The organism is Nocardia sp. CA-119907 (assembly GCF_050955995.1).
GTDB lineage: Bacteria > Actinomycetota > Actinomycetes > Mycobacteriales > Mycobacteriaceae > Nocardia.
In genome coordinates this window covers 6,697,149-6,709,102 of sequence record NZ_CP192091.1, presented here as the reverse complement: position 1 = coordinate 6,709,102, position 11,954 = coordinate 6,697,149, and the positions used below count along the sequence as shown (strand labels likewise).

General features: G+C 66.3%; 13 protein-coding genes. 8 read left to right on the top strand and 5 right to left on the bottom strand.

Annotated elements, in window-relative coordinates:
• Positions 1-17: 17 nt before the first annotated feature.
• Complete coding sequence (locus tag ACQP2D_RS29845; protein WP_433679252.1) at positions 18-251, top strand: Trm112 family protein; 234 nt, start codon at positions 18-20, stop codon at positions 249-251.
• A 134-nt stretch (positions 252-385) separates the two neighbouring features.
• Here ACQP2D_RS29845 and ACQP2D_RS29840 read toward each other — a convergent pair whose 3' ends face one another.
• The 5 genes from ACQP2D_RS29840 to ACQP2D_RS29820 form a co-directional block, all read right to left on the bottom strand.
• Positions 386-1,012, bottom strand: coding sequence for a TetR family transcriptional regulator (locus tag ACQP2D_RS29840; protein ID WP_433679251.1), 627 nt, complete (start codon positions 1,010-1,012; stop codon positions 386-388).
• Positions 1,009-1,800: an ABC transporter permease gene (locus ACQP2D_RS29835; protein ID WP_433679250.1), complete on the bottom strand. Its 792-nt coding sequence runs from the start codon at positions 1,798-1,800 to the stop codon at positions 1,009-1,011. Before ACQP2D_RS29835 ends, ACQP2D_RS29840 begins: the two co-directional genes overlap by 4 nt.
• Positions 1,797-2,528, bottom strand: coding sequence for an ABC transporter ATP-binding protein (locus ACQP2D_RS29830; protein ID WP_433679249.1), 732 nt, complete (start codon positions 2,526-2,528; stop codon positions 1,797-1,799). The genes ACQP2D_RS29835 and ACQP2D_RS29830 overlap by 4 nt, the downstream gene beginning before the upstream one ends.
• A gap of 68 nt (positions 2,529-2,596) precedes the next feature.
• Positions 2,597-4,120 carry a multicopper oxidase family protein gene (locus tag ACQP2D_RS29825; protein ID WP_433679248.1) on the bottom strand — a complete coding sequence of 508 codons (1,524 nt, stop codon included), beginning with the start codon at positions 4,118-4,120 and terminating at the stop codon, positions 2,597-2,599.
• 72 nt (positions 4,121-4,192) lie between these two features.
• Complete coding sequence (locus ACQP2D_RS29820) at positions 4,193-4,681, bottom strand: MarR family winged helix-turn-helix transcriptional regulator (RefSeq protein WP_433679247.1); 489 nt, start codon at positions 4,679-4,681, stop codon at positions 4,193-4,195.
• A gap of 95 nt (positions 4,682-4,776) precedes the next feature.
• Between ACQP2D_RS29820 and ACQP2D_RS29815 the strand changes: the two genes are divergently transcribed.
• From ACQP2D_RS29815 to tyrS, 7 genes are all read left to right on the top strand, one after another.
• The gene (locus tag ACQP2D_RS29815) at positions 4,777-5,472 is read left to right on the top strand and encodes an NAD(P)-dependent oxidoreductase (RefSeq protein WP_433679246.1); all 696 of its coding nucleotides are present in this window, start codon (positions 4,777-4,779) and stop codon (positions 5,470-5,472) included.
• A gap of 157 nt (positions 5,473-5,629) precedes the next feature.
• On the top strand, positions 5,630-6,859 hold the full coding sequence (locus ACQP2D_RS29810; protein WP_433679245.1) for an NAD(P)/FAD-dependent oxidoreductase: 1,230 nt from the start codon (positions 5,630-5,632) through the stop codon (positions 6,857-6,859).
• Positions 6,860-6,973: 114 nt separating this feature from the next.
• Positions 6,974-7,864, top strand: coding sequence for an RNA polymerase sigma-70 factor (locus ACQP2D_RS29805; protein ID WP_433679243.1), 891 nt, complete (start codon positions 6,974-6,976; stop codon positions 7,862-7,864).
• A gap of 86 nt (positions 7,865-7,950) precedes the next feature.
• Positions 7,951-9,099 carry a low temperature requirement protein A gene (locus tag ACQP2D_RS29800; RefSeq protein ID WP_433679242.1) on the top strand — a complete coding sequence of 383 codons (1,149 nt, stop codon included), beginning with the start codon at positions 7,951-7,953 and terminating at the stop codon, positions 9,097-9,099.
• A 21-nt stretch (positions 9,100-9,120) separates the two neighbouring features.
• Entirely contained in the window at positions 9,121-9,732 is a 612-nt protein-coding gene (locus tag ACQP2D_RS29795) for a DNA-3-methyladenine glycosylase (RefSeq protein WP_433679241.1), read from the top strand.
• A 108-nt stretch (positions 9,733-9,840) separates the two neighbouring features.
• Positions 9,841-10,272 (top strand): DoxX family protein, encoded by a 432-nt coding sequence (locus ACQP2D_RS29790; RefSeq protein ID WP_433679240.1) that lies wholly within the window; start codon positions 9,841-9,843, stop codon positions 10,270-10,272.
• Positions 10,273-10,621: 349 nt separating this feature from the next.
• Positions 10,622-11,911, top strand: coding sequence for a tyrosine--tRNA ligase (gene tyrS / locus ACQP2D_RS29785; RefSeq protein WP_433679239.1), 1,290 nt, complete (start codon positions 10,622-10,624; stop codon positions 11,909-11,911).
• Positions 11,912-11,954 lie beyond the last annotated feature (43 nt).

The window sequence follows — 11,954 nt, the reverse complement described above, 5'->3', positions numbered from 1 at the left end:
CGGGTAAGTTATCGAACATGCCGGAGGAAACCGCCTTGGACGCCACGCTGTTGAGCCTGCTCGCCTGCCCGCAGGACAAGGGTCCGCTGCTGTTGGTCCGCGATGACAAGGGCGCCACCGCGCTCTACAACCCGCGCCTGCGCCGCGCCTACCCGATCGAGAACGGCATCCCGGTGCTGCTGATCGATGAGGCCCGCGACGTCACCGACGCGGAGCACACCGCCTTCACCGGTCAGCACGCCGACGCCTGATCGGGCATGCGCCCGGTGGCACACCATTGCGGGTGCCACCGGGCATTCGCCGCACCATGTGTCGACGGCGGCGATCCGCCGTGTGGGCTCGAACTTCGCCGGATCCACCCGTCCGGTATCCGCTGAAACGTCGATCATGTTGCGGTGGTGTCGATTTCACCGGTGAGATAGCGCTGGAGCGTAGGCCCCACCGCGGCGACGAGATCGGCCGCCGGCATGGACGCCAGCGGCTCGATTTCGAGAATCTTGCGCGCGACCAGCACCCCGATCATCTGGGTGCCGACCAGAGCGACCCGGGCTCGGCCGTCATCCTCGGGCGTCGCGATTCGCACTCGCACCCGTTCGAGTACGACCTCCAGGACAAATGTCCTGGCCAGCGCTTTGTCACCGCCCGCGAGAATACTGCGTACCGCCGCGACGACCCCGGGACCGGCGGGGGAATCCCACACCGCGACCACCGAGCCGATAATGGTCTCCCCGAGCCGATCCAGCGGTGCGGCCTCGATCCGGCGCAGCGTGGCCTCCGGATCGACCGGCAGTTCCACCACCGCGGCGAACAACTGCTGTTTCGTCCCGAAGTAGTGGTGGACCAGTGCCGGATCGACCCCGGCGTCGGCGGCGACGGCACGGATCGAGGTCTTATCGAAACCGCCCTCGGCGAAGCGGGTGCGGGCGGCGGACAGGATCGCCTCGCGGGCGCCGGATTGTCCTGGCCGACGCCCGGAGCGGGTGCCGCGATCGCCGTTGGTCGCCTCGGTCACGTGGTTCGCCGCCGTAGGGTGGCCGCGCCGAGGCACAGCGCGACAACGGCGAATCCGGCGACGACCAGCAGATCCCAGAACATCTGCCCGGTGACATTCGGATGTGTCGAAACCTGTTGCAGCGCATCGACCGCGTAACTCAACGGCATCACATTGCTGATCGCCTCCAGCCAGCCCGGCAACTGTCCGCGCGGAACGAGCAGGCCACACAGGAAGATCTGCGGTGCGACCACCACCGGCATGAACTGCACGGCCTGGAATTCGGTGCGCGCGAAGGCACTTGCCAAGAGACCGAGCGCCACACCACAGATCGCGTCGACCATCGCGATCACCACCACCCAGACCGGACTGCCCGCCGAATTCAGGCCGAGCAGACCGAAGGAAACCAGACACGCCACCGCCGCCTGCGCGGCCGCGGCCAGGGAGAAAGCAGTGCCGTACCCGGCGAGGAGATCGAGCTTGGACAGTGGCGTCGTCAGCAGCCGCTCCAATGTGCCCGAGGTGCGTTCGCGCTGCATGGCGATCGCGGTGATCAGGAACATCACGATGAACGGCAGGATGCCGAGCATGCTCATGCCGACGCGGTCGAAGATCGGCACCGGGTTGAGCGGATTGGGCGGGGTGTCCTTGTAGATGAAGTACAGCAGCGTCATCAGCACGGCCGGAACCACGAGAATCATTGCGACAGTGCGGTGGTCGTTGCGCAGCTGGCGCAGGATGCGTCCGGTCGTCGCGACGTACGGGCGCAGTGTCAGCGTCCGGCGTGGGGGTACGAGGGTGGTAGTCATGCCGCACGTCCCATCGTGATCAAAGTGAGGAAGGCTTGTTCGAGGTTCTGTTCACCGGTTTCGGTGCGCAGTTCGTCGGGACTGAGTTGGGCGAGGAGTGCGCCCTCGCGCAGCAGCAGCAGTTTGTCGCAGTGCTCGGCCTCGTCCATCACATGGCTGGACACCAGGAGCGTCGTCCCGTTCGCGGCCAATTCGTGGAACTGCTTCCACAGATCGACGCGCAGAACGGGATCCAGACCCACCGTCGGCTCGTCCAGGATCAGCACCTCGGGCTGCGCGACCAGTGCGCAGGCCAGTGAGGCCCGGGTCTGCTGGCCGCCGGAGAGTTCGTCACCGCGCTGACGTGCCTGTTCGAGCAGGCCAACCGCGGCGATGGCTTCGTCGGTGTCGTCGCGGTCGCGGCCGTAGAGCGCCGCGTAGTAGGCGACGTTCTCACGGACGCTGATATCGGGGTAGATGCTCGGCGCCTGGGTCACGTAGCCGATCCGGCGCCGCAGTTCCGCCGCGCCCGCCGGAATCCCGAGCGCCGAGATCTCACCGGACTCCACGATCTGGGTGCCGACAATGCTGCGCATGAGGGTGGTCTTGCCGCATCCGGACGGTCCGAGCAGTCCGGTGATGGAGCCGCGGGGAATGGTCAACGAAATATCGTGCAGAACTTCGCGGCCCCCGCGGCGCACGCAGAGGTTGCGCACCTCTACAGCGGGAGATGAGTGCAGGTCCGTCATGAGACGCCTCAATTCATCGGGTGTTGAATTCACTGTGTGATGAATTTAGCGCGCCGCGGGCGTCGCGTCTAGTGGTGGCTTTCGTGATGCGCCGGAGTTCCGGCCGACTGTCCCGGCTCGACCACGGCAAACTGGCCCATCATGCCCTGGTCCTCATGCCAGAGCAGATGGCAGTGATACATGTACGGCGAGTTCGGATCGGCTGGTCCGTCGAACCGCATGGCGATCTTCGCTCTCGCGTTCGGCGGCAGGAAGATGGTGTCCTTCGGTCCGGTCAGCGCGTCCGGCGGCGGCGCACCGTTCAGTTCGAGGACTCGGAACTGCACATCGTGGATGTGGAAGTTGTGCGGCATCCCGTCGTTGTTGTGCACCGTCCAGGTTTCGGCCGTACCCCTGGTGACGGTGAAATCGATCCGATCCATTGCCATCGGCGTGCCGTTGATTCCGCTCAACTGCAACTCGAAGTCGCGTTCGGTCACCGAGTCGGAACCATCGGGAGTCGACGGATGTGCCAGTGCCACAGGCAATTCGGGCGAGGGTCGCAGTGTCGGTGCCGCGCGCAATTCGAGGAGATCGAAGCTGTCGTCGCCGCCCGCGAAACGCTGCGCCCAGAAGCCCAGCCCCGCATCGAGTTTCGTGCTGCGCAGCACCGTGCGTTCACCAGGTCGCACCCGGACCACGATCTCGGCGCGCTCGCCCGGCGACAACCGCACCCGGTCCAGTGCGACCGGGCGTTCCAGCAGGCCGCCGTCGGTGGCGACCAGGGAGAATCGGCGATCGTCGGCGAACCCGAAGGTGTAGATCCGCGCGGTGGACGCATTGAGCAATCGCAACCGAACGAGTTCGTCGCCGACATTCCGATACGGCGTCAGGGTGCCGTTCACCATGGTCCGGTCGCCGAGGAAGCCGATATCGCGGAACATGCCATGGGACGAATCGAGCTGGTTCCCACGGAATTTCACGTCTTGGACAATGACGGGCAGATCGTCGACACCATAGTTCTTCGGCAGCGAAAGCCCTTCGGACACCTCGTCGTCGAGCAGGAACATGCCCGCGAGCCCACGCCGGACGTGCTGTTCGGTCGCGCCGTGCGGATGTGGGTGGTACCAGAGCGTCGCTGCCGGCTGGTCCACGGTCCAGGCCGGTGTCCACGTGCCACCGGCCTGCACCATCTGATGCGGTCCGCCATCCATCGCCGCCGGAAGGTGCATGCCGTGCCAGTGCACGGTCGATGGCTCCGAAAGTTTGTTCCGGACTTCGACTTCCACCCGTTCACCGCGCCGGGCCCGCAGCGTCGGCCCGAGATAGTCGCCGTTGAACCCCCACGTCTCGGTGGTCTGCCCCGGGCGGAATTCTTTTCGCCCCGAGCGCATATCGAGTTCGAAGACGCGGGTGCCATCTTCTCGGATCCGGGACTGGGCCAACGGCGGAATCGCGAGCTCATTGCTGAAATCGGTACTGCCGACAGTGGATACGACCGCGCTGCGATACACCCACGTGACGCAGCCGCCGACCGAAAGCAGCAATACCGTCGCGAACGCCGCGACAATCAGGAGCAACCGCCGCCAGCGCGGCCGAGAAACCGAAGACACGCGACGACGGTAGGGATCGGCACTATCCGCCCACATCCGGGAGCGTCCCGATTTCGTCCCTGATTTCGGGGGTCAGTCCTCGGCGAGTTCGGCGGCCGAATCGTGCCCGGCCGCGGCGGTGCGGCGCAGGAAATCCGCGATCAGATCCAGTTCGGCCTCGGAGTAGCGATCGCACAGATCGTCCATGCGGCTGTTCATGCCCGAGAGCATGCGGTAGAGCTCCGGGTTGCGGTCCCGGGTGGCACGCACGGTGACGGCGCGGCGGTCGGTGGCTTCGGGATCGCGTTCCCGGGTGACGAAGCCCCCGCGCTGCAGGCGATCGAGCACGCCGGTCATGGTCGCCGGATGCATTCCGGCCAACCGGGCCAGGGCGCCCGGGCTGAGCGGGCCGTGCCGGTTGATCAGGTCCAGGCAGTTCCAGTCGGCGTCCTTGAGCGCCATCTTGGTGCCGAACTGCCTGTTGAGCAGCGATAACTGGATGTTCAGATCGCGCAGCGACGCCTTGACCGCATTAGCCGATTGCCGATGTCGGCGCGCTTCCGCCTTTGTTACGTCTGTCATATTGTATGACTTTCAAATTAGTTGCTATGGTTTCCATATGATACGACGCTCGGATGGCTCGGCGTCGAAGGCATACCGAACCTCAGGAGTAAGTCATGCGCATCATCGTTTTCGGAGCCAATGGCCCCACCGGGCGACTGCTGACCGAGCAGGCCCTCGCCGCAGGTCATGACGTCGTCGCGGTCACCCGTCGTCCGGATGACTTCCCGATCGAGCACGGTCGGCTCACGGTCTTCGGTGGTGATGTCCACCAACCGGATTCGGTCGATACGGCCGTTGCCGGTGCCGATGCGGTGCTGTCCGCATTGGGTGTTCCGTACAGCAAGGAGCCGATCACCACCTACTCCGAGGGGATTCGCCACATCATCGCCGCGATGCGGCGGCACGGCGTGCGCCGGATCGCGGCCGTCTCGTCGAGTGCGGTCGATCCGAAGCGCTACTCCGAGGCCGGGTTCCTGTTCAATCGGGTCCTGCAGCCCTACATCGTGCGCGTCATGGGCAAGACGCTCTATGACGACATGCGGCGGATGGAAGCGCTATTGGCGGCAACCGATCTGGAGTGGACGGTGGTGCGTCCCGGTGGGTTGTACGCGCTGCCCGCGGTCACCGATTACACGATGGTCGAGGGACATGCCGATCATCGGTACACCGCGCGCGTCGACCTGGCCGCGGCGCTGTTGCGACTGGCCGAGGACGACCTGTTCGCGCGCAAGATCGTGAGCGTGGTTACCACGACCGATAACCCGAGCCTGTTCCAGTTGGTCCGAACCGAGGCGCTCGGAAAGCATTGATCCCGGTGTTTTCGCTGGTAGAGGTCAAATCCAGCGACTTCTAAACGACGTGACGCGCATCACATCATGCGACTGTCACGTCCAGCGGAGGTGGTTTGTCCCATGGTCGTCACCAACCGAGAAACCTGTCCCGGTGACACCGACCATGGGAGCAACCATGAACACAGCATCGCGTGGCGATTCGATGAGGGGTGGCGGCAGGGTGGCGGGCGGGCCCACCACGCATCGGATCGTCGTACTCGGCGCGGGCTACACCGGCATGCTGGCCGCCATCCGGCTCGCCCGGCGGACTCGCAAACTCGATGTGCAGATCACCCTCGTCAACCCGTCGTCGCGATTCACCGAGCGGCTGCGCATGCACCAGGTCGCAGCGGGCCAGGAGCTGGCCGACAATCAGATCCCGGAGATCCTGGCGGGCTCGGGCGTCGAATTCGTCCAGGGCTGGGCGAGTTCCATCGATCCCGAGGCCCAGCGCGTCTACCTCGACGGCACCGCCACCCTGCACTACGACGAGCTGATCTACGCCCTCGGCAGCAGCACCGACACCAGCATCGTGCCCGGCGCCGCCGATCACGCCTGGACCCTGAACGATCCGCGCACCGCGCACCGTTTCTCCGAGCATCTCGCCCTGGTCGCGGCCAATGGCGGCACCGTCGCGGTCTGCGGCGGTGGTCTGACCGGTATCGAGGCGGCGGCCGAAATCGCCGAAGGCTTCCCCAGTGCGAAGGTCACGCTGATCAGCAGCACCGAACCGGGCGCGATGATGGGTGATAAGGCCCGCGCCTACCTGAACAAGGCACTCGACCGGCTCGGCGTCGTCCGCGAGATCGGCCAGGCGGTCACCAAGGTGCTGCCCGATGCGGTCGAACTCGCCGACGGCGAACTGGTCTCGGCCGATCTGACCCTGTGGACCACCGGCGTTCGGGTTTCGCCGCTGGCCACGCAGGCGGGCATCGAAACCGACGCACGCGGACAGATCGTGGTCGACTCGACCCTGCGGTCGGTCTCGCACCCCACCATCCACGCCATCGGCGACGCCGCCGCGGTGCGACAGGCTTGGGGCCAGATCCACGGCACCTGCCAGTCCGGCCTGCCGACCGCCGCCTACGCCGCCGATGCCATCGCGCGGCAGTTGAAAGGTAAGTCGGTCGAGCCGTTCCGGTTCGGCTACTTCCACCAGCCGGTCAGCCTGGGCCGCGAGGACGCGGTCATCCAGTTCACCAAGGCCGACGACACACCGGGACGGTTCTACCTGACCGGACGCGCCGCGGTGCTGTACAAGGAAAGTGTGAGCAGCAGCCCGGTACCCAGCTTCAAGCTCAGCAAGAAGATGACGGTCTCGGTCCAACTGTCCAAGGGGGGCAAGGCAACTCGCCAGACCGCATGAGGAACCGGCCCGAATCGGCCGCCCGCCACCCGTGGCGGGCGGCGGTGTCGGGTGTCATGTTCGTCTGGACATCCCGATTGCGGAATCCGGACCTGGACCAGGAGCATGAGCCCAATGGTTGACGCTACGCCCGCGCAGGATCCCTTCATCGAACACCGGCGGCTGCTCTTCTCCACCGCCTACCGGATGCTGGGCACCGTCACCGATGCCGAGGACATCCTCCAGGACGCTTGGCTGAAGTGGAACGAGACCGATCAGTCGACGGTCCAGCATCCCAAGTCCTACCTGGTTCGCACGGTCACCAACCTCTCGTTGAACCGGCTCACCTCCGCCAAGGCCAAACGCGAAACCTATGTCGGCCCATGGCTTCCCGAACCCCTGCTGACGTCACCGAATATCGCCGAGGAGACCGAATTGGCCGACACCGTCTCCACCGCGATGCTGGTGGTGCTGGAAACCCTGAATCCCGTGGAGCGTGCGGTATTCCTGCTGCGCGAGGTCTTCGGCTACAGCCACGCCGAAATCGCCGACACCCTCGACAAGCCCGAGGCCACCGTCCGCCAGATCGCGCACCGTGCCCGCTCACATGTGCAATCGCGCCGCCCGCGTTTCGATACCGATAAGGCCGAGCGCGCGCACATCACCGAGCAGTTCATGTCCGCCTGCAACGGTGGCGATCTCAATGCCCTGATGGATCTGCTCGCCCCCGATGTGACCTCCTGGTCCGATGGCGGCGGTGTGGTCACCGCGGCCCGACGTCCGCTCTACGGTCCGGACCATGTGGCCCGCTGGGTCCTCGGCGTACTCGCCAAGCCGACGGTCGCTGGCGTCGTGCTCGAACCGGCGCATATCAATGGCGAACTCGGTGCGCTCGCGCTCATCGATGGAAATCCGGTGGCGGCGTTCACCTACGACATCATCGATGGCCACATCCACAACTTGCGCTTCCAGGTCAACCCGAACAAGCTCAAGGGGCTGTACATGGGTACGGAGGTGCTGGGCTGAGACCGCCTGAACGGCTGACCGTTCGCCTCGGGCAACCCCAGCGCACTCGGCGCGCCGTACCCAGCTCACCGTTCTACGCTCGTGCCGTGAACAGCCAGACCATGCAAGCCGACGTGGACGGGGGACAGGTCCGGGTTTCCACCCTGGAGCTCTTCTTCGACCTCGTCTTCGTCTTCACCATCACCCAGTTGACCCATGTTTTCACCCACCATCCGGGGTGGGCGTCGTTGGCGCAGGTGGTGGTTCTGTTCGGGGTCATCTGGTGGATGTACAGCGGATACGTCTGGCTCACCAACGAAGTAGCGCCGAATAGTCCGCAGCGCCGCACCCTGCTGCTGATCGGCATGTTCGGATTCTTCGTGCTGGCGCTGGCCATCCCCGACGCGTTCCACGGCACCGGCCTCGCATTCGGGCTCGGCTACGTCCTGGTCAATACCGTGCACACCGTGCTGTTCTGGGTCAGCGGCGGCTTATCGGCGTCGCAGGCGATCAAGCGCATCGCGCCGTTGAACGCGCTTGCCGCAGCGCTCGTGCTCGCGGGCGGTTTCGTGCACGGATGGTCGCAGTACCTGTGCTGGGGCGCGGCATTCGCGGTGCAGGTGCTCAGCCCCTATTTGGTCGACACTCGCGATTTCATGGTGCGGGCCAGCCATTTCTGCGAGCGGAACGGGTTGGTGATCATCGTCGCCATCGGCGAGTCGGTGGTCGCGATCGGCGTCGGTCTGGCGGGGGAGAAGCTCACCGTGCCATTGGTCGCCACGGTCGCGCTCGGCCTCTGCCTGGCCTACGTGCTGTGGTGGGCGTACTTCGGTATAGATGACGACCGCGGCGAACTCGCGCTGGCCGCGGTCCCGGACCGGGAGCGCTCACGTCCCGCGGTCCTCGCCTACGGCTACGCGCTCTATCCGCTGCTCGTCGGCATCACCGTCACCGCCGCGGGCATCAGCATGACCATCGCGCACGGCAACGAACCCGCCTCCGTCGCCGCGGCATCGGCCCTGTCCGGAGGTGTCGCCCTGTATTTCTTCGGGCAATTCTGCTTCCGGCGCGCCCTGGGCCTACCGCGCCCGTGGTCGCGGCTCATCGCCGCCGCCGCGGTGGCCGCGACCATCCCGATCGGAGTCGCGTCGGTGGCATGGGCGCAGCTCGCGGTGTTGGTCGCGGTCGGCTATGCCGCGGTGATCATCGACGACCTGATCACCCTGCGCTCCGGCCAGCACAGCCGCTACGTTTGATGTCGGGAACAATGGTGAGTCGTGCGTAGTGAGGAACTCGCGGTCGAACCGCCCGCCGCGGCCCAGCGATTGCTCGGCTCGACGCTGTGGGCCGGACCGGTGGGAGTGCGGATCGTCGAGGCCGAGGCCTACGGCGGCGATCCGACCGGACCATGGCCGGATCCGGCATCGCATTCCGGTCGCGGGCGGACCAAGCGCAATGCGGTGATGTTCGGGCCCGCCGGGGTGCTGTACGTCTACCTCAGTTATGGCATGCACACGTGCGTGAACGTGACCAGCGGGCCGGACGGCACGGCGAGCGCGGTGCTCATCCGGTCCGGCGAGGTGGTCGCGGGCTTGGAGACGGCCCGGGCGCGCCGTCCCGCGGCCCGCACCGATGCCGATTTGGCAAGGGGCCCAGGCAATCTCGGCAGCGCCCTGGGAATCGCGCTGAGCGACTACGGAATTCCGCTGTTCGATCCGGCGTCGCCGATCCGGCTGGAACTCAACGGTGCGATAGACCCCGCCGAGATCGCCAGCGGCCCGCGCGTCGGCGTCAGCAGTGCGGCGGATGTGCCGTGGCGATTCTGGCTCGCATCACCTGCCGTCTCGGTCTACCGGCGTAGCCCGCGCGCACCGCTCGAGGCGATATAACACCAGGCGGCAGCCTTTTTCGGGGCAAGCGATGAGTTTTCGCCGCGGTGTCCGTCCTATCTGTTGAACGCGCTCCACCTGGCGCGACCGACCCGAAGGAAAGACACCATGACCGCCATCGCCTCCGCCGCCCCGATCACCGCCGCCGCCCACCGCCCCGGCAAGAAGACGAACATCGCGCTGTGGACCGTGCAGATCGTGCTCGCGCTGTTCCTCATCATCGCCTCCGCCGCCCCGAAGCTGTTGGGCGCACACGCGGCGGTCGAATCCTTCGACACCATCGGCTGGGGACAGTGGTTCCGCTACTTCACCGGTGTGGTCGAACTTTCCGGCGGCATCGGCCTGCTGGTGCCCCGCCTGAACGGCCCGGCAGCTGTCGGCCTGACCATCACCATGGTGTGCGCGGCGCTGACCCAGGTGTTCCTGCTCGGCGCGCCCGCCCTGGCCCCCTTCCCGCTGGTGCTGGGCGTGGCATTCGTCTGGATCGCCTGGCAGCGGCGCGACAGCATCACCGCGGTGCGCGACCTGCTGGCTCGCTGAATATCCGAACAACCCACAACGATCGGCAGACCTCGGTCTGCCGATCGTTGTCATGTTCCGATGGACTGACTGATCGTCTTCCGCAGCCACCTGGTACCAGCGTTGCAGGTCGGCACGCCGACCAGGTGCCTGCTGCGTTCGTAGCGCCGCTCCGCGATTCGGGTGCGGCGATTCATCCGCCCCGGGAGGTCGGCCGCCGGACTCGATTTCGACGCTCGCTTCGCCCAGGCGGTGTAGATCATGTTCTGCACCGAGTAGCCCCCGGAAAATCGTTCGACCTGCGCGGCGGTGCGTGGTGAGACTGAGGGGCATGCCGGTCGCGGGGACCAGTGCGGAAAGATGGGACAGCGTGAGCGGCGACATCATCGACGAACTGACCTGGCGCGGACTGATCGCGCAGTCCACCGACCTGGACGCCCTGCGCGCGGCGACGACCGCGGGCCCGCTGACCCTCTATGCCGGTTTCGACCCCACCGCGGCCAGTTTGCACGCCGGACACCTGGTCCCACTGCTCGCGCTGCGGCGCTTCCAGCGCGCCGGCCATCGCCCGATCGTGCTGGCCGGTGGCGCCACCGGCCTGATCGGCGATCCACGCGATGTCGGCGAGCGCACCATGAACTCGACCGACACCGTCGCGGAGTGGGCGGGCCGGATCCGCTCGCAGCTGGAGCGCTTCGTCGACCTCGACGACTCACCCACCGGCGCGGTCATCGCCAACAACATGGACTGGACCGGCCAGCTGTCGACCATCGACTTCCTGCGCGATGTCGGCAAGCACTTCTCGGTCAACGTCATGCTGGCCCGCGACACCGTCAAGCGCCGCCTCGACGGTGAGGGCATCTCCTACACCGAATTCAGCTACATGCTGCTGCAGGCCAACGACTACCTGCAGCTGCGCCGCAAGTACGGCTGCGAGCTGCAGGTCGGCGGCTCGGATCAGTGGGGCAACATCATCGCGGGCGTCGAACTGAACCGCCGGGTCGACGGCGCATCGGTGCATGCGCTGACCGTGCCGCTGGTCACTTCGGCCGACGGCAAGAAGTTCGGCAAGTCGACCGGTGGCGGCAGTCTGTGGCTGGACCCGGAGATGACCAGCCCCTACGCCTGGTACCAGTACTTCGTGAATACCGCCGACGCCGATGTCGTGCGCTACCTGCGTTGGTTCACCTTCCTCTCCCGCGAGGAGTTGGCCGAGCTCGAGGTGGCCACCGCCGAACGCCCGCACGCGCGGGAAGCGCAGCGCAAGTTGGCCGAGGAAATGACGAACCTGGTGCACGGCGAGGCGAATACCCGCGCCGTGCAGTTGGCGAGTCAGGCGTTGTTCGGTCGCGCCGATCTGCGTGACCTGGATGAGCCGACGCTGGGCGCGGCGCTGCGGGAAGCCGCGGTCGAGGGCACGGTCGCCGAGGTCGAGTCGGGAGCACAGCACACCATCGTCGATCTGCTGGTGGCCACCGGTCTGTCGGAAAGCCGCGGTGCGGCCCGTCGCGCGGTGAACGAAGGCGGGGCCTCGGTGAACAACGAGCGGATCTCCGACCTCGAATGGACCCCCGCCGATACCGACTACCTGCACGGACGATGGTTGGTGCTGCGCCGCGGCAAGCGGAACTTCGCCGGCGTACTGCGGGCGGGCGCATAAAGATCACGTGGCTCGGGTCACATTTGCGTGGCCCGAGCCCCTT